This window comes from Streptomyces sp. NPDC026092, from assembly GCF_040638605.1.
In the GTDB taxonomy this organism is placed as follows: Bacteria; Actinomycetota; Actinomycetes; order Streptomycetales; family Streptomycetaceae; genus Streptomyces.
In genome coordinates this window covers 355,134-374,916 of record NZ_JBEZYN010000002.1, presented here as the reverse complement: position 1 = coordinate 374,916, position 19,783 = coordinate 355,134, and the positions used below count along the sequence as shown (strand labels likewise).

Here is a 19,783-nt window from a genome sequence, read left to right as displayed (position 1 = left end):
CATGGCCTACCGGCCGTCGAAGAAATTCAAGAAGACGCTGTTCGGCGGTGGCGCCGTCGTGGTCCTCGCGGCCCTGAACGCGCCGGCCGCGGTCTCGTTCGTCGGCGAGAAGTACCACGCGTACAAGATCGCCCAGCCCGGCTACAAGAAGCGGTTCGGCTCCTGGGCGCCCGTCTCCGTCCCCGCCGGATACAGCGTCAACGCCATCCACGCGGCGCTGCTGCACACCGGCAAGGTGCTGCTCATCGCCGGCTCGGGCAACGACCAGAAGAACTTCGACTCGGGCACCTTCGACACCATCCTGTGGGACCCGAAGAAGAACACCTTCAAGAAGATCCCCACCCCCGAGGACTTCTTCTGCTCCGGCCACACCCAGCTCGCGAACGGCCGCCTCCTGGTGGCCGGCGGCACCGCCCGCTACGAGATCCTCGAGGGCGAGGTCAAGCGGGCCGGCGGCGGGATGCGGGTCAAGAACGAGAGCCCCGACAAGGCGGTCACCCTCAAGAAGGGCACGGTCTTCCGCTCCCCGTCGGGGGTCGAGTACGTGTCGAAGTTCGACGTCACGGTCCCCAAGGCCAAGCGCGACTTCGAGGTCTCGTACTTCGCGAGCGGGCAGATGAAGCCCTGGAAGACCAAGGTCACCGCCGCCGAGGCGCGGGTCTTCGTCGAAGCGAGGAAGGAGGGCGCGCAGGCGCTCACCACGCAGGCCGCGCAGTACGAGATCGTCGGCCTCAAGGGCGAGGACGCCGACAACGTCTACGGCCTGGCGCAGCGGCTCACGACGGAGAAGCAGGACTTCCAGGGCATCAGAGGCGCGTACGAGTTCGACCCGAAGGCGGAGAAGTACATCCCGGTCGCCCCGATGAAGGACGCCCGCTGGTACCCGACGCTCGTCACCCTCCAGGACGGCAAGGTCCTCGCGGTCTCCGGGCTCAACGACGTCGGCGACGTCGTGCCGGGCGACAACGAGATCTACGACCCCAAGACCAAGAAGTGGACCAAGGGCCCCTTCCGTTACTTCCCCACCTACCCGGCCCTCTTCCTCACCAAGGGCGGCAAGCTCCTCTACACCGGCTCCAACGCGGGGTACGGCCCCGCGGAGAAGGGGCGCGAGCCGGGGCTCTGGGACCTGAAGAAGAACTCCTTCACCAAGCTGGGCGGCCTGACCGACCCCGACCAGCTGGAGACCTCCGCCTCCCTGATGCTGCCGCCCGTCCAGGACCAGAAGCTGATGGTCCTCGGCGGCGGCGGGGTCGGCGAGTCCCCGAAGTCCACAGCACGTACGTCGATCATCGACCTCTCGAAGGAGAACCCGTCCTTCGCGGACGGACCGGCGCTCCCGCAGGGCACCCGCTACCTCAGCAGCGTCCTCATGCCCGACGACACCGTCTTCACCACCGGCGGCTCGGAGAAGTACCGGGGCGCCGGCGGCAGCGACATCCTGAAGGCGCAGTTCTACCACCCCCGCGCCAACACCTTCTCGGCCGCCGCCGAGCCGACGGTCGGCCGCAACTACCACTCCGAGGCGCTTCTGCTGCCCGACGGCCGCGTCGCCACTTTCGGCTCCGACCCGCTCTACGGCAACCAGGCCAACACCAAGCTCGGCAGCTTCGAACAGCGCATCGAGATCTTCACCCCACCCTCCCTGCACCGCGCCGGCACCGCCCGCCCGGTCCTGGGCGAGGGCCCCCAGGAACTCGACCAGAACGGCCGCGTGACGATCCGCACCAAGGACGCGGCGACGATCACCAAGGCCCGCCTGATGCGCCCGAGCGCGGTCACCCACACGACGGACGTCGAACAGCGCTCGGTGGAACTGGCCCTGAAGAAGACGAAGGACACGATCACGGTCGAGGTCCCCCTCGACCGCACCCTGGTCCCACCCGGCTGGTACATGCTCTTCGTCACGGACCAGGACGGCATCTCGTCCGAGGCGAAGTGGATCCAGGTGGGGTGAGGGTCAGGCCCGCGCTCGGTCTTCCGGGGCGGTCAGGAACTGCTGGACGCAGTCGGCGAAGGCGTCGGGCTGGTCGTGGTGGACGACGTGGCCCGCGGGGAGTTCGACGAGGGGGATCGATCGCTTCGCCGCCATGTCGCGGGCGTGGGCGGCCGACAGTTCGTCGCTGTGGGCGCCTCGGATCAGGAGGGTCGGGCAGCGGACGCTCAGCCAGTCGTGCCAGTGGTCGCCGGTGAGTGCCTGCTGGGAACGGATGGTGTCGGCCGGGTCGAAGGAGAAGCCCCAGCCGTCCGGTCGCAGCCTGAAGGTCCGCTCCAGGTACGGCGCGGCCGCGCCCAGGGCCTCGACGAGGCCGTCGCGGGTCGCGGCGCGCTCGGGCAGCTTCCTCGTGAAGGTCAGGTCGATGTCGCAGACCGCTCCGATGTCCTCGACGACGAGCGCGGTGACACGGTCGGGGTGCCGGGCGGCGAACTGGTAGGCGTTCGCGCCGCCCAGGGAATGGCCGAGCAGCGCGACCTGCGCGAGGCCGAGGTGGTCGAGGAGGGCCCTGACGTCGGCGACGTAGCCGGCGCGCTCGTAGTCGCCGGAACGATCGGACTCGCCGTGTCCCCGCTGGTCGAGGGCGATCACGCGCCACGAGGAGGCGAGGCGCTCGGCCAGCGGAGCGAAGTCCGCGCCCTCGCTGAAGTGCCCGTGCAGGGCGATCAGCACCGGGCCCGGCCCGCCGAAGTCGAGGTAGGAGAGTCTGCGACCGTCCACATCGAAGCTGCCGCGCACAAGATCGTCCATGGGCGGCGAGTCTAGGGCCTGTCGTGTGGGTCAGGCCTTCGCGCGGCGGGCCAGGCCCAGGGCGTAGTCGGGCCACCAGGTGCCGGCCGAAGGGCCACCGCGGCAGGGGCCGTCGGATTCGCCCGGGCGCTTGACCCAGAGGTAGGCGTCGACCAGTTCGTCGCCCGTGCGGTCGGTCGGGGGAACGCCGAGGGAACGGCCCGGCGGGTTGCACCAGGCCTGCTCCCGGTTGCCCGGAAGGGGGCCGTCGCCGTTGCGGCTCGTGTCGACGGTGAAGTGCGTGCCGCCGAGCAGGCCGGAGAGCTCGGCGCCGAAGCCCTTCACGGTGTCGTCGGTCTGGAAGTTGGAGACGTTGAGGGAGAACCCGTCGGCCCGGTCGATCCCGGCGCGGCGCAGGGGCTCCACCAGCTTGCCCGGGTCGTCGATCCACGCCGGGTTGCCCGCGTCCAGGTAGACCCGGGTGTTCGGCTGCCGCTTCAGCCGGTCGATCGCCTCGGAGAGCAACTGGTAGCGCTCGTCGTGGTACTGGGCGGGCGTGCAGCCGTCCACGACGTGCGGCACCGCGTCCGGCTCCAGGACGACGATCGCGGGCGCGTCCCCGATCGCGGAGGCGAAGGAGTCGACCCAGGTGCGGTACGCCCCGCCGTCGTGCGAGCCGCCCGCCGAGTACATCCCGCAGTCCCGGTGCGGGATGTTGTACGCGACGAACACCACGGTCCGCTTGTCGGCGGCGGCCCCGCGCACCGCCTTGGCGATGTCCGGTACGGGATCGTCGCCCGCCGGCCACTCCGCGACCGGCCGTTCCGCGATCCGCTTGAGCAGCCGCGCGTCCTCGGCGCGGCCCTCCTCCTCGTACTGCCGCACCTGCCGGGCCGCGTCGCTGTCCGGGTCCACCCAGAACGGGGAGCCGCCGGCCGGGGCGACGGACTCGGCGCGCCCGGACGGCGTGCCGACGGGGGAGGACGGGTCGCCGTCGCTGCAGCCGGTCAGGCCGACCAGGCCGGTCAGGAGCAGGGCGGCGGCCAGAGCGGTGAGTGCGGTGGGGCGGATGCGGGAGCGGGATCGGGGCAACACGGCCTTATCGTGACATCTCGGTCAGTCGGCGAGTGGGTGCGACACCGGAGACCCCGTCAGGGCCATCCCGATCGGCGTGCGTTCGTACAGCACCTGGTGGCCGTAGCGGCGGGACGTCAGCAGGCCCGCATCCCGGAGGACCGACAGGTGCGCCGATACGGAGGACGGGGCCAGGCCCAGGCGGTGCGCGAGCGCCGTCGTGCCGGCCGGCTCGTCCAGCGCGCACAGCACGTCCGCGCGGGCCCGGCCGAGCAGCCGGGCGAGCGCCTCGGGGGTCCGGTCGCCCGCGGGCTCGGTCCACAGGCCGCCGATCCCGCGCGCGGGGTACGCGACGGTCGGCTGCCAGGGCGGGTCGAAGCCGCTCACCACGTCGGGCCAGGTGAAGACGGAGGGCACGAGGACGAGGCCCTGGCCGTCGAGGGCGCGGATGTGTTCGCCCCGGTACGCCACGGTGAGCGTGGCGGTGTCCGACGCCCAGTCGAAGCCGGGGTGGAGCTCGCCGAGGAGGCGTTCCAGCCCGCCCTCCGCGAGCCTGCGCGAGTGGTACGCCACGTCCGCCTCCAGGAGCGCCCGCAGCCGGGGCCAGTCCGGTGCGACCAGGGCCTCCCAGGCCGCCTGGAGCAGGTCCGCGAGCCGCTCGACGGCTCCCGCCGGATCGGCCAGCATCCGCCGCCCCTCGTCGCTCGCGGCGGCGCCCGGGGTCTCGGCGAGCGCCCGCGCGAAGTCGGCCCGGGCGAGGGCCGGGTCGGTCTCCCGTACGGCCGCGATCTCCTCCTCGAAGGAGGCCGCGGGTCCCAGCGGCGGCGGGTAGAGAAAGTCGGGGCTGTGCCCGCGCTGGGGCATGAGGAGGTGCAGCGGGCCGAGTTCGAGCCCCTCCGCCGCGCCCCGGATCCGCCGCAGCCACGGCAGGTGGTACCCCTGCTGCAGGGGCCGCGCGAGCACGCGCACGGCGGAGTGCGTCTCCCAGAGCGGCGAGAGCGCGAACCGGATCCGCAGGGGGTCCGCCTCGCCGAAGTGGAGGTGGTACGGCATGAGTGGTGCTCGCTCCGGGGGCGGAAGAGGGGGCGGAAGATTCGGGTGGAGCCGAAAGTCTAGGTGGCGACGGTCGGCCACGACAGGCTGCGCTCATGTCGACCGAGGACACGAGAACCGCCCCCGACGAGCGGACGCCTTCGGCGTCCCGCGGTGAGCCCGCCCCGGCTGCGACGGCACCGCGACCCGCCCCCACCCCCGGCTACCGGGCCGTCTTCGCCGTACGCGAGTTCCGGGTCGTCTTCGGCGCGCACCTGCTCTCGCTGCTCGGTGTCGTCGTCAGCGAGATCGCGCTCACCGTGCTCGTCTACGAGCTCACCCGCTCGCCGCTCCTCTCCGCGCTCACCTTCGCCCTCGGCTTCCTGCCGTACCTCGTCGGCGGCACCCTCCTCGCCGGTGTCGCCGACCGCCACCCGCCCCGCCGGGTCCTCGTCGTCTGCGATCTCGTCTGTGCCGCGTGCGTCGCGCTCATGGTCCTGCCCGCCACCCCCGTCGCCGGGCTGCTGGTCCTGCGGTGCGTCGTCGCCGCCGTCGCGCCGGTCTTCAACGGGACGCGGATGGCGACCCTCGCCGACATCCTCGGCGAGGGCGACCTCTTCGTCCTCGGCCGCTCCCTCCTCCGGATCGTCTCCCAGAGCGCGCTGCTCACCGGCTTCGCCGTCGGCGGACTGCTCCTCACCGTCGTCGCCCCGCGCGGAGCGATCGCCATCACCGCCGCCACCTTCCTCGCCTCCGCCCTCCTCCTGCGGCTCGGGACGCGCAAGCGGCCCGCCCGGGGGGCCGTGAAGACCGCGGTGGGAGGGGGGAATCTCGCGCTCCTGCGCGACCGGCGCATCCGTGCCCTCATGCTCATGTTCTGGGTCCCGCCCCTGTTCGCCGTCGTCCCCGAGGCCCTCGCCGCCCCCTACGCCGACCAGGCCGGTGTCTCCACCGCCGCGCTCGGGCTGCTGATGTGCGCCCTGCCCGTCGGCACCATCGCGGGCGAGCTGTTCGCCGGGTCCGCGCTCGGCCCCGCCACCCGGTCCCGGCTCGTCCACCCGCTCGTGCTCCTCGGGGTCCTGCCCTACCTGCTCTATCTCGTTCAGCCCGGCGCCGCCCTCGCCGGGTTCGCCCTCGCGGTCGCCGGGCTCACCGGCGCGTACACCCTGGGGCTCGACGCCTGGTTCGTCGCCGCCGTGCCCGAGGACCGGCGGGGGAGAGCGATGACCCTGATGACCGCCGGGATGATGACCGCCCAGGGCGTCGGCATGGCCGGCGCGGGGCTCGCCGCCGAGTTCCTCCCCGTCCACCTCGTGGTCGCCGCCACCGGTGTCCTCGGCACGCTCTCTCTCGTCGCCGTCGTCCTCGAAGTGCGGGCGACCGAAGTGCGAGACGGGGCTGACCGGCATGTGACCAGTGGGTAAGGTCGACGCGTGCCGAAGCCGCTCAGTCTCCCCTTCGATCCCATCGCCCGCGCCGACGAACTCTGGCAGAAGCGCTGGGGGCCGGTCCCCTCGATGGCCGCGATCACCTCGATCATGCGCGCCCACCAGATCCTCCTCGCGGAGGTCGACGCCGTCGTCAAGCCGTACGGACTGACCTTCGCGCGCTACGAGGCCCTGGTCCTGCTCACTTTCTCCAAGGCCGGTGAGCTGCCGATGTCCAAGATCGGCGAGCGGCTGATGGTCCACCCGACCTCGGTCACCAACACCGTCGACCGGCTGGTGAAGTCCGGACTCGTCGACAAGCGGCCCAACCCCAACGACGGGCGCGGCACCCTCGCCTCCATCACCGAGAAGGGGCGCGAGGTCGTCGAGGCGGCCACCCGCGACCTGATGGCCATGGACTTCGGGCTCGGGGTCTACGACGCCGAGGAGTGCGCCGAGATCTTCGCGATGCTCCGCCCGCTGCGCGTCTCCGCCGAGGACTTCGACGAGGTCTGAGCCCCGCGGCAGGACCCGGCCCCGCCCGAAGATCGCCCGGAACGTGCCGTTACGCTCGACGGCATGAAATCCAGCGTGCTGACCCGTTACCGCGTCATGGCGTACATCACCGCCGTCATGCTGCTCGTGCTCTGCACGTGCATGGTCTTCAAGTACGGGTTCGACATGGGCGAGGACGTGACCTTCGCGGTCTCCCAGACCCACGGCGTCCTCTACATCATCTACCTGATCTTCGCCTTCGACCTCGGCTCCAAGGCGAAGTGGCCGTTCGGCAAGCTCCTGTGGGTGCTGCTGTCCGGGACGATTCCCTTCGCCGCGTTCTTCGTCGAGCGCAAGGTCGTCCGCGAGACGCTTCCGCTGGTCAGCGGCGCACAGTCGGCGCCCGTCAAGGCCTGACGCAGCCCGGGACCGCACCCCCGCACGGATGTGCGGGGGGTTTCCCATCGACATTTACTAGGACGTCCTAGTAAATTCGAAGCATGGACGCTGACGCGATCGAGGAAGGCCGCCGACGCTGGCAGGCCCGCTACGACAAGGCCCGCAAGCGCGACGCCGACTTCACCACGCTCTCCGGCGACACCGTGGAGCCCGTCTACGGGCCCCGGCCCGGCGACACCTACGAGGGCTTCGAGCGCATCGGCTGGCCCGGCGAGTACCCCTTCACCCGCGGCCTGCACGCCACCGGCTACCGCGGCCGGACCTGGACCATCCGGCAGTTCGCCGGCTTCGGCAACGCCGAGCAGACCAACGAGCGGTACAAGATGATCCTGGCCGCCGGCGGCGGCGGGCTCTCGGTCGCCTTCGACATGCCCACGCTCATGGGCCGCGACTCCGACGACCCGAAGGCGCTCGGCGAGGTCGGCCACTGCGGTGTCGCCATCGACTCCGCCGCCGACATGGAGGTCCTCTTCAAGGACATCCCGCTCGGCGACGTCACCACCTCGATGACCATCTCCGGGCCCGCCGTGCCCGTCTTCTGCATGTACCTGGTCGCCGCCGAGCGCCAGGGCGTCGACCCGGCCGTCCTCAACGGGACGCTCCAGACCGACATCTTCAAGGAGTACATCGCGCAGAAGGAGTGGCTCTTCCAGCCCGAGCCGCACCTGCGCCTCATCGGCGACCTGATGGAGCACTGCGCCCAGGGCATCCCCGCCTACAAGCCGCTCTCCGTCTCCGGCTACCACATCCGCGAGGCCGGAGCGACGGCCGCGCAGGAGCTCGCGTACACCCTCGCCGACGGCTTCGGCTACGTGGAACTCGGCCTCTCCCGCGGCCTGGACGTCGACGTCTTCGCCCCCGGCCTCTCCTTCTTCTTCGACGCGCACCTCGACTTCTTCGAGGAGATCGCCAAGTTCCGCGCCGCCCGCCGGATCTGGGCCCGCTGGATGAAGGAGGTCTACGGCGCCAAGACCGACAAGGCGCAGTGGCTCCGCTTCCACACCCAGACCGCCGGTGTCTCGCTCACCGCACAGCAGCCGTACAACAACGTCGTGCGGACCGCCGTCGAGGCGCTCGCCGCCGTCCTCGGCGGGACGAACTCGCTGCACACCAACGCCCTCGACGAGACCCTCGCGCTCCCCAGCGAGCAGGCCGCCGAGATCGCGCTCCGCACCCAGCAGGTGCTGATGGAGGAGACGGGCGTGGCCAACGTGGCCGACCCGCTCGGCGGCTCCTGGTTCATCGAGCAGCTCACCGACCGCATCGAGGCCGACGCCGAGAAGATCTTCGACCAGATCAAGGAGCGCGGCCGCCGGGCCCACCCGGACGGTCAGCACCCGATCGGGCCGATCACCTCCGGCATCCTGCGCGGCATCGAGGACGGCTGGTTCACCGGCGAGATCGCCGAGTCCGCCTTCCAGTACCAGCAGTCCCTGGAGAAGGGCGACAAGCGGGTCGTCGGTGTCAACGTCCACCACGGCTCGGTCACCGGCGACCTGGAGATCCTGCGGGTCAGCCACGAGGTCGAGTGGGAGCAGGTCCGGGTCCTCGGCGAGCGCAAGGGCCGCCGTGACGACGCCCGGGTACGCGCCGCGCTCGACGCGATGCTGGCGGCGGCCAGGGACGGCTCGAACATGATCGCCCCGATGCTCGACGCGGTCCGCGCGGAGGCCACCCTCGGCGAGATCTGCGACGTCCTCCGCGACGAGTGGGGTATCTACACGGAGCCCCCGGGCTTCTAGCCGTACGTGCGGGAGCAGGAAGAAGGGCCGGTACGGGACTTCCCGTACCGGCCCTTCCCGTAAGCCCGTAAGCCCGTAAGCCCGTAAGCCCGTACGTGCTACTCCGTCGCCGTGCCCACCACCTTCGTCGGCGTCACGCGGATCACCACCCGCACCACCTCCGGCGGGAGTTCGAGGTAGTCCTGACCCGCGCCCGGGCCCTCGTAGTGCTCGTCGAGCGCGACCGCGAGCGCCCGCCCCGCGTCCTCCGTGACCGTGGCCGTGCCGCGTATCTCGGCGTACAGCTGCGGGTCCTCGCTGTCGTACAGGGTCAGGCTGACCCGGGGGTCGGCCTCGATGTTCCGTACCTTGCGGCGGCCCGCCTGGGAGGAGATCAGGAGGTCGTCGCCGTCCCTGCCCACCCAGACCACCGAGGTCTGCGGGGAACCGTCGGGGTGGACGGTGGCCAGGATCGCGGGGTTGGTGCCGTCCAGGAGCGCGCGCACGGCGCTGTTCAGTGAGATCGTCACGCCCGTCACCCTAGGGGGTGGCCGTCACTCCAAGGGAGTGGCCGCCGCCGCGCCCAATCCGCCGATCAGCAGGGCCGTGAAGCGCTGGACCCAGGCCTCGTCGACCGGTTCCGCGCTCACCAGGGCGCGGTGGACCACCGCGCCGGCGATGACGTCGAAGATCAGGTCGTCGGTGCTGTCGACCGAGCGGGGGTCGCGGTCGGTGGGGAGTTCGCCGCGCTCCTGGGCGCGCTGGCGGCCTTCGAGGACGAGCCGCTTCTGCCGGTCGACGATCGAGGTGCGGATGCGCTCGCGCAGCGGCTCGTCCCGGGTGGACTCCGCCACGACCGCCATCAGCGCGGTCTTGGTCTCGGGGCGCTGGAGCAGCGCGGCGAACTGGAGGACCACGTTCTCGATGTCGGCCTGGAGGGAGCCGAGGTCGGGGAGTTCGAGTTCGTCGAAGAGGACGGCCACGGCGTCCACGACGAGCTCGTTCTTGCTCGCCCAGCGCCGGTAGAGGGTGGTCTTGGCGACCCCCGCGCGGCTCGCCACATCGCCCATCGTCAGCTTGGACCAGCCCAGTTCGACCAGCGCGGCCCGGGTCGCGTCGAGGATCGCCGTATCGGCCTCGGCACTGCGCGGGCGTCCGGTACGGGTTCGGGGGCTGGTACGGCTGCACATGGAGGTCGACCATACCCGCCGGTAGGTCTTGCGCCAGAGGCCCGCGATGTGAGCCAGTTCACCGAGGAGCCCTTCCCCTCGGCCGACCGGGACAGTTACGCTACGACCCGTAGCGAAAGGCTGAGACCGGCCTGAGCGACAACCACCTGCGCCGGGTGGGGACCCGGCGCGCACAGTACGTGAAAGAACGAGAGCCGTGCACCGTGGTGCGCGGTTCAGCCATGACGTACCGGTTACGCGCGCGGAAGGGGGAGGATGTACTCATGCAGCCCAGAAACATGTCCATGAGCGGCGTCGTCGACCTCGCCGCGGTGAAGGCGGCCGGTGAGGCCAAGGCGAAGGCGGAGCAGGCGCGGGCCGATGCCGCCCGGCAGGGTGGCGCGGCAGCCGTCGCCCCCTCTGCCCTGGTGATCGATGTCGACGAGGCCGGCTTCGAGCGCGATGTCCTGCAGCGCTCGGCCGAGGTTCCGGTCGTCATCGACTTCTGGGCCGAGTGGTGCGAGCCGTGCAAGCAGCTCAGCCCCCTCCTGGAGCGGCTCGCCGTCGAGTACAACGGCCGCTTCCTACTGGCCAAGATCGACGTCGACGCCAACCAGATGCTGATGCAGCAGTTCGGCATCCAGGGAATTCCGGCCGTTTTCGCGGTGGTCGCCGGCCAGGCGCTGCCGCTCTTCCAGGGCGCGGCGCCCGAGGCCCAGATCCGCCAGACCCTGGACCAGCTGATCCAGGTCGGCGAGGAGCGCTTCGGCCTCACCGGTATCGCCGTGGACCCGAACGCCGAGTCCGACGATGCCGCCGCCCCGGCCCCGGTGCCGGCCGGACCGTACGACGCGCTGCTCGAAGCGGCCATGTCGGCGCTCGACGCCGGTGACCTGGCCGGTGCCGTCCAGGCGTACAAGAACGTGCTCGCCGACGACCCCGGCCACCCGGAGGCGAAGCTGGGCCTGGCCCAGGCGGAGCTGCTCGCCCGCGTGCAGGACATGGACCCGCAGCAGGTGCGGAAGACCGCGGCCGACAACCCGGCCGACTCCGCCGCGCAGATCGCCGCCGCCGACCTCGACCTGGTGGGCGGTCATGTCGAGGACGCCTTCGGCCGGCTCGTGGACGCCGTGCGTCGTACGGCCGGCGAGGAGCGGGACGCGGCGCGGCTGCGGCTCCTGGAGCTCTTCGAGGTGATCGGTCCTGAGGACCCCCGGGTCACGGCGGCCCGGCAGGCCCTCGCGCGGGTGCTGTTCTGACCCTTTCCCTCCCCTGCGGGAGGGCGCCGATTTGGCGACACAGCGACAAGACGCGGCCGCGCTTTACCAAAACTTGGTAATCGCGGCCGCTGTTACTTGCAGTAAATCGAACCCGCGATTGTGTCCGGGTTTCCTCATACTCCTACCGCTTTGCCGATGCCGCGGGCTGCACCCTGTGTGGCCACGCGGCATCGCGCTGTCGTGGCGAGGTTATCCGTCCGTTACTAGCGAGTAACGAACCCCCTTGTGCGGGCGCCCGGAATGGACCACGATCGGCGACGCTCGGTCCGATACCGCACCACCCCGGCAACCATCCGGGTCCGCGGCGGAGGGTCCCCACCGAGCGGACAGGGGGGTTCCTGCTTTCACGGGCAGGGCCTGTCCAAGAGGTTGCGCGCAAGGCGTGGCCAGTGGTTGTCGCTCGGGGGTGATCGCCGGTGAAGTCGGACGCTCCGCGCGCCCGGTGTTCGGCGCTCCTTCCCGAGGACGTAGCACTTCTCCCATCCCAGGACGGGCCCTGGGCCCATCCGGAGATGTACGTCCGAGAAGGAGGATTCTCATGAAGTCCCAGGTTCGTGGCGGGACCAGATGGAAGCGGTTCGCCGTCGTCATGGTGCCGAGTGTGGCCGCGACGGCCGCGATCGGTGTCGGCCTGGCTCAGGGCGCGCTCGCCGCGTCCTTCAGCATCTCCGGCCAGGAGTTCAAGGTGAAGGCCGACAGCCTTGTCGGCAAGGACTTCGTCCAGTACGGCAGCGTGGCGTCCGGTAAGGACCTGCACGGCAAGCCGTTCGCGGAGCCCGTCGGTGTCTCGGGCTTCTCCGAGGCCTGGATCACCAACATGTGCCAGTCCGTGGTGACGCCGGACGTGCCGTTCATCGGCAACGTCTCGCTGGAGCTGCGCGCCGGTACGGAGAAGAACAAGCCGGTCTACGCGAAGGACATCTACCTGGATGTCTCCTCGCTGAAGGCCGACGCCGAGTTCGGCAACATCGACATCGGTGTGGCCGCGGGTTCGCTCCCGAAGGCCGAGGGCAAGCCGGGTATCCAGCCGGGTACGAAGGCCAACCCGTACGGCTTCTCGCAGCGCGCCGAGACGGCGACGCTGACCAACGTGGAGCAGAAGGCGTGGGCGACCACCGCCGGAACCTTCAAGCTCAGCAACCTGAGCCTGAAGCTGCACAAGGGCACCAAGGAGTGCTTCACCGAGTAGTCACTCGGTGCGCACCCGGCAGTGACGCCCGGCGGGCGTGGGCCGTCGATCCGTTCCGTACGGCCCCGCCCGTTCCCGGCCCCAGTGCCGCCTTCTCGCCTTCTCCATGTCTCCACTTCTCCACGCAACACCGCTTCCAGGGAGCTGTTTTCCATGAGCGCCGAGTCCACTGCTTCCCGCGGAGTCCCGAACCAGAGCGTGCGCCGCTTCCGCGAATGGCGGGGCAGCCGTCCCTTCTGGGCCGGACTGTTCACCATGATCGGCGGCGTACCGATCGCCTACTTCCCGTACGCCGACCTGCGACTCGGCAACATGACGATCGCGATGGCGACCACGGGCGGCGCCGGAGCCCTCATCATCGGTGTCCTTCTGGTGACGCTCGGTCTGACGATGTGGTTCCAGCCCATCGTCCGGGTGTTCGCGGGCGTCGCGGCGATCGTCCTGGCACTCGTCTCCATCCCGGTCTCCAACCTCGGTGGCTTCTTCATGGGCTTCCTGCTCGCCCTCGTCGGCGGCGGGCTCTCCGTGGCGTGGGCCCCGGGCAAGCCGGTGGAGGAGGGCGAGCGCCCGTCGGCCGAGCCGGCCGGCGAGCGTACGGAGGCCGTAGCGGGCGAGCACGAGTACGACGGTCAGCAGCACGGCACCGAGGCGACGGAGCCGACCGGAACGGTCGACTTCGGCAAGGCCCCGGTCCCGGAGCAGCGCGCCGGTGAGGAGCCGGACCCGCAGGCGGGTCCCGGTGCGCAGGCGACCGAATCGACGATCGACGCCAACGGCGGGAGGAACAGTGCGGGGTGACGAAACACAGTCGGCGCAGTCGGCGACGGCTGCGGACGGCGCCACTCTGGCTCGCGGGGGTCCGCGGCACGCGGCACCGCGCAAGTCGCTGCTGAACAAGATCCAGGGACCCGCGGGCAAGGCCATGGCCCTTGCCGCCATGCCGACCGCGGTCCTGATGGGCATGGGTATGGCGCCCAGGCTCGCCGTCGCCGACGAGAAGGACATCCCCTTCGCGCCCGGCCCGTGCGTCACCCGCTCCGACGAGCCGGTGACCGAGGAGACGACGAAGCCCGCCGAGACGCCCAAGCCCACGGCCAGCGCGAGCACGGGTGCGACCGAGACGCCGAAGCCGGAGACCTCCGAGGGGAGCGCGTCGCCGAAGCCGACCGCCACTCCCTCGGCGACGGCCGCGGCCGAGCAGCAGGCCACCCAGCAGAAGTCCCCTGCCCCGACGCCCACCCCGACGGCGACGAAGAGCGTCAACCCGCTCGACCCGCTGGGCCTCGGTGACAAGATCAAGGACTTCTTCGACGGGCCGAACACCACGCCGTCGGCCACCCCGACGCCCTCCGCCACGGCCACCAAGCCGGCGAAGCCCGCGCCCGAGACGCCGTCGACGACCCCCTCGGCCAAGCCTTCGACCACCGCGCCCGCGGCGGGCAAGGCGGACTCCGCCGACGGCCCGGTCGACAAGACCAAGGCCGCCATCGAGAAGGCCGCCGACGAGGCCGGCCTGAAGGTCGAGGAGCTGCCGGAGGACGCCAAGGGCCTCGACGCCAAGAAGGACGAGGCGATACCCGACGGCGCCAAGCCGCGCTTCCCGTGCCCGGAGCCCGACCCCAAGGCGCTCGCGGCGGCCGAACTGGAGCCGGGGATCCCGCTCCTGCCGGACGAGCCGTGGAAGCTGCAGAGCACCCTGCTCACGCTGAAGGGGCTGAAGTACCACGGCATCGTCGAGGTCAAGACCGGCAGCGGCAAGATCAAGAAGGCGCTGAAGTTCACCGCGAGCGAGGTCGACATCAAGGACCTGCACCAGCTCACGGTGCACGAGCCGGGCTACACGGGCCACGTCCGCTCCGACAAGGGCTCGACGTCGACCATCCGCAACGGCACGGTGACCATGTACACGGAGCAGCTGAAGGGCAACCTCTTCGGCCTGATCCCGATCACCTTCAACCCGCAGACCCCGCCGCCGCTCGACGTCCCGTTCGCCTTCTTCACGAACGTGGAGGTCATCCAGGCGGGCCAGTTCGGCGGCACCCTCAAGGTCCCCGGCCTGCGCAACACGGTCGAGCCCGGCTGACCGAGCAAGAACCCATTCGGGATCCCGCCCGCCGCCCGACCACCGCCCCTCGACGACGGTGCTTCGCGCCGGCACCTTTCCCTTGACGAAGGCCCCCGTCCGATCCGGACGGGGGCCTTCGTCATGCCGTGTGCCGCGTGGGCGTCAGACCTTCGCGCCGCCGAGGTGGTGCACCCGGACCATGTTCGTGGTGCCGGGGACGCCGGGGGGCGAGCCGGCCGTGATGACCATGGTGTCGCCCGAACCGTAGCGCTGGAGCTTCAGCAGCTCCGCGTCGACGATGTCGACCATCGCGTCCGTGGTCTCCACGAACGGGACGAGGAAGGACTCCACGCCCCAGCTCAGGGTGAGCTGGTTGCGGGTCGACTCGTCCGTGGTGAAGGCGAGGATCGGCTGGATCGTCCGGTAGCGGGAGAGCCGGCGCGCGGTGTCGCCGGACTGGGTGAAGGCGATGAGTGCCTTGCCGCCCAGGAAGTCCGCGATCTCGCAGGCCGCGCGGGCCACCGAACCGCCCTGCGTACGCGGCTTCTTGCCGGGTACGAGCGGCTGCAGGCCCTTGGAGAGCAGCTCCTCCTCGGCCGCCGCGACGATCTTCGACATCGTCTTGACGGTCTCGATCGGGTAGGCGCCCACGGAGGACTCCGCGGAGAGCATGACCGCGTCCGCGCCGTCCAGGATCGCGTTGGCCACGTCGGAGGCCTCGGCGCGCGTGGGGCGGGAGTTGGTGATCATCGACTCCATCATCTGGGTGGCGACGATGACCGGCTTGGCGTTGCGGCGGCACATCTCCACGAGGCGCTTCTGCACCATCGGGACCTTCTCCAGCGGGTACTCCACCGCGAGGTCGCCACGGGCCACCATGACGGCGTCGAACGCGGCGACGACGTCGGCCATGTTCTCGACCGCCTGCGGCTTCTCCACCTTGGCGATGACCGGGACCCGGCGGCCCTCCTCGTCCATCACCTTGTGGACGTCCTTGACGTCGTCGGCGTTGCGGACGAAGGAGAGGGCGACCATGTCGCAGCCCATCCGGAGGGCGAACCGCAGGTCCTCGACGTCCTTCTCGGACAGGGCCGGGACGTTGACCGCCGCACCGGGCAGGTTGATGCCCTTGTGGTCGGAGATGACACCGCCCTCGATGACCACGGTCTTCACCCGCGGGCCCTCGACCTCGACGACCCGCAGCTCGACGTTGCCGTCGTTGATCAGGACCTGGTCGCCCTTGGAGACGTCACCCGGCAGGCCCTTGTACGTGGTGCCGCAGATGGACTTGTCGCCCGGGACGTCGTCGGTGGTGATGGTGAACTCGTCACCGCGCACCAGCTCGACGGGACCCTCCGCGAAGGTCTCCAGACGGATCTTGGGGCCCTGGAGGTCGGCGAGCACGCCCACGGCGCGGCCGGTGTCCGCCACCGCCCTGCGGAGACGGTCGTACCGCTCCTGGTGCTCTGCCTGGGTCCCGTGGCTCATGTTGAATCGGGCCACGTTCATACCGGCCTCGATGAGCGCTTTCAGCTGCTCGTACGAGTCGACGGCGGGGCCCAGCGTGCAGACGATTTTGGAACGGCGCATGAGGCGGATCCTATCGGTTTGTTTCACTGCGGAATATTCCGTCTGGTGGAAAGTACAAATGGGCGCGGGGTCGCTCAGGCGTTCACTTCCGGAGTCTCCTGAAGAGCCCCTACGGAGCCGTCTCGGGGGCCACCAGTTCATAGCTCTGGCGCGCGATCTCCAACTCCTCGTCCGTCGGCACCACGGCGACCGCCACCCGCGCGTACGCCGGCGAGATGATCCGGGCCTCGTCGGACCGTACGGCGTTGAGGTCGGCGTCCACCGCCAGGCCCAGCTCCTCCAGGCCCGCGATCGCAGCTTCCCGCACCGGGGCCGCGTTCTCGCCGACACCCGCCGTGAACGCGACCGCGTCCACCCGGCCGAGCACCGCGTAGTACGCCCCGATGTACTTCTTCAGCCGGTGGATGTAGATGTCGAAGGCGAGCGCCGCCCGCTCGTCGCCCTCGTCGATCCGGCGCCGGATCTCCCGCATGTCGTTGTCGCCGCAGAGTCCCACGAGCCCGGACTTCTTGTTGAGCAGCGTGTCGATCTCGTCCGCCGACATCCCCGCCACCCGCTTCAGGTGGAAGGTGACCGCCGGGTCGACGTCGCCCGAGCGGGTGCCCATGACCAGGCCCTCCAGCGGGGTGAGGCCCATCGAGGTGTCCACGCACCGCCCGCCCCTGACGGCCGAGGCGGAGGCCCCGTTGCCCAGGTGCAGCACGATCACGTTCACCTCCTCGGGCTCCTTGCCGAGCAGCTTCGCCGTCTCGCGCGACACATAGGCGTGCGAGGTGCCGTGGAAGCCGTACCGCCGGATGCGGTGCGCGTCCGCCGTCTCCACGTCGATCGCGTACCGGGCCGCCGACTCCGGCATCGTCGTGTGGAACGCGGTGTCGAAGACCGCGACCTGCGGCAGGTCCGGGCGGAGCGCCATCGCCGTACGGATGCCGGTGAGGTTCGCCGGGTTGTGCAGCGGCGCGACCGGCACGAGCCGCTCGATCTCGGCGAGCACCTCCTCGTCGATCACGGTCGGCGCGGAGAACCGCAGCCCGCCGTGGACCACCCGGTGGCCGATCGCGGCCAGTTCGGGGGAGTCGAGGCCGAGGCCGTCCGCCGCGAGCTCCTCGGCCACCGCCTTCAGGGCCGCCGCGTGGTCGGGGATCGGCCCGGTCCGCTCGCGCTTCTCGCCCCCGTCGCCCTGGAGCGGCGTGTGGACGAGCCGGGAGGTCTCCTCGCCGATCCGCTCGACCAGGCCGAGGGCGAGACGGGAGCTGTCGCTCATGTCGAGGAGCTGGTACTTCACGGACGAGGAACCGGAGTTGAGGACGAGAACACGCGTGGGGGAGGTCATGCCGTGGGCTCCTGGGGGACCTGGGACTGGATCGCCGTGATGGCGACCGTGTTGACGATGTCGCTGACGAGCGCGCCGCGCGAGAGGTCGTTCACGGGCTTGCGCAGGCCCTGCAGGACCGGGCCGACCGCCACGGCGCCCGCCGAGCGCTGCACGGCCTTGTAGGTGTTGTTGCCGGTGTTGAGGTCGGGGAAGATCAGCACGGTCGCCTGACCGGCCACCTCGGAGCCCGGCAGCTTGGTCGCGGCGACCGACGGTTCGACGGCCGCGTCGTACTGGATGGGCCCCTCGATCCGCAGCTCCGGGTGGGACTCCCGTACCAGCTTCGTCGCCTCGCGGACCTTGTCGACGTCCGCGCCCGAGCCCGAGGTGCCGGTGGAGTACGAGAGCATCGCGATCCGCGGCTCGACGCCGAAGCGGGCCGCGGTGGCCGCCGACTGCACGGCGATGTCCGCGAGCTGCACCGCGTCCGGATCCGGGTTCACCGCGCAGTCGCCGTACACGAGCACCTTGTCGGCGAGGCACATGAAGAAGACGGACGAGACGATCGAGGCGTCCGGCTTGGTCTTGATGATCTCGAAGGCGGGGCGGATCGTCGCGGCCGTGGAGTGCACCGAGCCGGACACCATGCCGTCGGCGAGGCCCTCCTGGACCATCAGCGTGCCGAAGTAGTTGACGTCCGAGACGACGTCGTACGCCAGCTCCACCGTCACGCCCTTGTGGGCACGCAGCTCGGCGTACTTCGTGGCGAAGCCGTCGCGCAGCTCGGAGGTCTGCGGGTCGATCAGCTGGGTGGCCGGCGAGGACAGGTCGATGCCGAGGTCCGCCGCCTTCTTGCGGATGACCTCGACGTCACCGAGCAGGGTCAGGTCGCAGACGTCGCGGCGCAGCAGCACGTCGGCGGCGCGCAGCACCCGCTCCTCGGTGCCCTCGGGGAGGACCACGCGGCGACGGTCGGCGCGGGCCTGCTCCAGGAGTTCGTGCTCGAACATCATCGGCGTCACCCGGCCGCTGCGGGCCAGCGAGATCCGCTTCAGCAGATCGGCGGTGTCCACGTGCCGCTCGAAGAGACCGAGCGCCGTCTCCGCCTTGCGGGGCGTGGCCGCGTTCAACTTCCCTTCGAGGGAGAAGAGTTCGGCGGCCGTCGGGAAGCTGTTGCCCGGGACGGAGATGACCGGGGTGCCGGGCGCGAGCCGGGCCGCCAGGGTCAGGATCTCCTCGCTGGGGCGCTCGTTCAGGGTGAGCACCACACCGGCGATCGGCGGGGTGCCGGCCGAGTGCGCCGCGAGCGCGCCCACGACCAGGTCGGCGCGGTCCCCGGGGGTGACCACGAGGCAGCCCGGGGTCAGCGCGTTCAGGAAGTTCGGCAGCATCGCGCCGCCGAAGACGAAGTCGAGCGCGTCGCGCGCCAGGCCCGCGTCGTCGCCGAGCACGACCGAGGCCCCCAGGTGGTGGGTGATCTGGGCGACCGTGGGGGCCGCCAGCGCCGGCTCGTCGGGGAGCACGTAGCAGGGCACGGGGACCCGGGCGGCGAGCCGCTCGGCGATGGCCTCCCGGTCCTCGCTCGCCGCCCGGTTGACGACCATCGCGAGGACGTCGCAGCCGAGCCCGTCGTACGCCCGGAAGGCGTTGCGGGCCTCGGCGCGCACGGACTCGGCGGTCTGGTTCTTGCCGCCGACCACCGGTATCACCGAGGCGCCGAACTCGTTGGCCAGGCGCGCGTTGAGCGCCAGCTCGTCGGGGAGCTGGGTGGCGGCGAAGTCCGTACCGAGGACGAGGACGACCTCGTAGTCGCGGGCCACCGCGTGGAAGCGGTCGACGAGCCGGGAGACCAGCTCGTCGGTGCCCCGCTCGGCCTGGAGCGCCGAGGCCTCGTGGTAGTCCATGCCGTAGACCGTCGAGGCGTCCTGGGAGAGCCGGTAACGCGCGCGCAGGAGATCGAACAGACGGTCGGGTCCGTCGTGGACCAGGGGCCGGAACACCCCCACCCGGTCCACCTGGCGGGTCAGGAGTTCCATGACTCCCAGCTCGACCACCTGTCGGCCGTCTCCGCGGTCGATCCCGGTCACGTACACGCTGCGCGTCACGCCGTGGCTCCTGTCCAGTCCTGTCCGCCCGGTCTCGTCAACCGAGTGTGTTCAAAAAACCCCGATAGGGTGGCGATACCCCCTTGACAATACCTCTGGGGGTGGATAGGACGCAGGCCGGACGAACGGCCTGGAAA

The 19,783-nt window shown here is 70.8% G+C and carries 17 protein-coding genes; 9 read left to right on the top strand and 8 right to left on the bottom strand.

Going from position 1 to position 19,783, the window contains the following annotated elements; all coding sequences use genetic code 11:
* Position 1 precedes the first annotated feature (1 nt).
* Positions 2-1,957, top strand: a complete 1,956-nt coding sequence (locus AB0F56_RS04300; RefSeq protein ID WP_362003746.1) for a kelch motif-containing protein — start codon at positions 2-4, stop codon at positions 1,955-1,957.
* Between the two features lie 3 nt (positions 1,958-1,960).
* Here the strand turns inward: AB0F56_RS04300 and AB0F56_RS04295 are convergent, their stop codons facing one another.
* The 3 genes from AB0F56_RS04295 to AB0F56_RS04285 are packed head-to-tail and all read right to left on the bottom strand — an operon-like array spanning position 1,961 to position 4,852.
* Complete coding sequence (locus tag AB0F56_RS04295; protein WP_362003744.1) at positions 1,961-2,746, bottom strand: alpha/beta hydrolase; 786 nt, start codon at positions 2,744-2,746, stop codon at positions 1,961-1,963.
* A gap of 30 nt (positions 2,747-2,776) precedes the next feature.
* Entirely contained in the window at positions 2,777-3,820 is a 1,044-nt protein-coding gene (locus tag AB0F56_RS04290; protein ID WP_362003742.1) for a glycoside hydrolase family 6 protein, read from the bottom strand.
* 21 nt (positions 3,821-3,841) lie between these two features.
* On the bottom strand, positions 3,842-4,852 hold the full coding sequence (locus AB0F56_RS04285; RefSeq protein WP_362003740.1) for a DUF5937 family protein: 1,011 nt from the start codon (positions 4,850-4,852) through the stop codon (positions 3,842-3,844).
* Positions 4,853-4,947: 95 nt separating this feature from the next.
* Here AB0F56_RS04285 and AB0F56_RS04280 point away from each other — a divergent pair, with 95 nt between their 5' ends.
* The 4 genes from AB0F56_RS04280 to AB0F56_RS04265 all read left to right on the top strand — a co-directional run bounded on the left by AB0F56_RS04280 (position 4,948) and on the right by AB0F56_RS04265 (position 8,954).
* Positions 4,948-6,255 (top strand): MFS transporter, encoded by a 1,308-nt coding sequence (locus tag AB0F56_RS04280; protein ID WP_362003738.1) that lies wholly within the window; start codon positions 4,948-4,950, stop codon positions 6,253-6,255.
* Between the two features lie 9 nt (positions 6,256-6,264).
* A complete protein-coding gene (locus AB0F56_RS04275; RefSeq protein WP_362003736.1) occupies positions 6,265-6,774 on the top strand; it encodes a MarR family transcriptional regulator in 510 nt (169 codons plus the stop codon).
* A 63-nt stretch (positions 6,775-6,837) separates the two neighbouring features.
* Positions 6,838-7,170 (top strand): DUF3817 domain-containing protein, encoded by a 333-nt coding sequence (locus AB0F56_RS04270; protein ID WP_362003734.1) that lies wholly within the window; start codon positions 6,838-6,840, stop codon positions 7,168-7,170.
* An 83-nt stretch (positions 7,171-7,253) separates the two neighbouring features.
* Positions 7,254-8,954 carry a methylmalonyl-CoA mutase family protein gene (locus tag AB0F56_RS04265; RefSeq protein WP_362003733.1) on the top strand — a complete coding sequence of 567 codons (1,701 nt, stop codon included), beginning with the start codon at positions 7,254-7,256 and terminating at the stop codon, positions 8,952-8,954.
* 98 nt (positions 8,955-9,052) lie between these two features.
* Here the strand turns inward: AB0F56_RS04265 and AB0F56_RS04260 are convergent, their stop codons facing one another.
* Both AB0F56_RS04260 and AB0F56_RS04255 read right to left on the bottom strand, forming a co-directional pair.
* Positions 9,053-9,463 carry a PPOX class F420-dependent oxidoreductase gene (locus AB0F56_RS04260; RefSeq protein WP_362003731.1) on the bottom strand — a complete coding sequence of 137 codons (411 nt, stop codon included), beginning with the start codon at positions 9,461-9,463 and terminating at the stop codon, positions 9,053-9,055.
* 24 nt (positions 9,464-9,487) lie between these two features.
* Positions 9,488-10,123 (bottom strand): TetR/AcrR family transcriptional regulator, encoded by a 636-nt coding sequence (locus AB0F56_RS04255; protein WP_362003729.1) that lies wholly within the window; start codon positions 10,121-10,123, stop codon positions 9,488-9,490.
* Positions 10,124-10,386: 263 nt separating this feature from the next.
* Between AB0F56_RS04255 and AB0F56_RS04250 the strand changes: the two genes are divergently transcribed.
* The 4 genes from AB0F56_RS04250 to AB0F56_RS04235 all read left to right on the top strand — a co-directional run bounded on the left by AB0F56_RS04250 (position 10,387) and on the right by AB0F56_RS04235 (position 14,654).
* Positions 10,387-11,361: a tetratricopeptide repeat protein gene (locus AB0F56_RS04250; RefSeq protein WP_362003727.1), complete on the top strand. Its 975-nt coding sequence runs from the start codon at positions 10,387-10,389 to the stop codon at positions 11,359-11,361.
* A gap of 559 nt (positions 11,362-11,920) precedes the next feature.
* Entirely contained in the window at positions 11,921-12,571 is a 651-nt protein-coding gene (locus AB0F56_RS04245) for a DUF6230 family protein (RefSeq protein ID WP_362003726.1), read from the top strand.
* A gap of 153 nt (positions 12,572-12,724) precedes the next feature.
* Positions 12,725-13,369, top strand: a complete 645-nt coding sequence (locus tag AB0F56_RS04240; protein WP_362003724.1) for a DUF6114 domain-containing protein — start codon at positions 12,725-12,727, stop codon at positions 13,367-13,369.
* Positions 13,359-14,654 (top strand): hypothetical protein, encoded by a 1,296-nt coding sequence (locus tag AB0F56_RS04235; protein WP_362003723.1) that lies wholly within the window; start codon positions 13,359-13,361, stop codon positions 14,652-14,654. Before AB0F56_RS04240 ends, AB0F56_RS04235 begins: the two co-directional genes overlap by 11 nt.
* 144 nt (positions 14,655-14,798) lie before the next feature.
* On the opposite strand, the gene pyk is transcribed toward AB0F56_RS04235, so the two are convergent.
* From pyk to pta, 3 genes are all read right to left on the bottom strand, one after another.
* Positions 14,799-16,226, bottom strand: coding sequence for a pyruvate kinase (gene pyk / locus AB0F56_RS04230; protein WP_362003721.1), 1,428 nt, complete (start codon positions 16,224-16,226; stop codon positions 14,799-14,801).
* A 109-nt stretch (positions 16,227-16,335) separates the two neighbouring features.
* Positions 16,336-17,559: an acetate kinase gene (locus AB0F56_RS04225; RefSeq protein ID WP_362003719.1), complete on the bottom strand. Its 1,224-nt coding sequence runs from the start codon at positions 17,557-17,559 to the stop codon at positions 16,336-16,338.
* Entirely contained in the window at positions 17,556-19,646 is a 2,091-nt protein-coding gene (gene pta, locus AB0F56_RS04220) for a phosphate acetyltransferase (RefSeq protein ID WP_362003717.1), read from the bottom strand. The genes AB0F56_RS04225 and pta overlap by 4 nt, the downstream gene beginning before the upstream one ends.
* Positions 19,647-19,783: the final 137 nt, after the last annotated feature.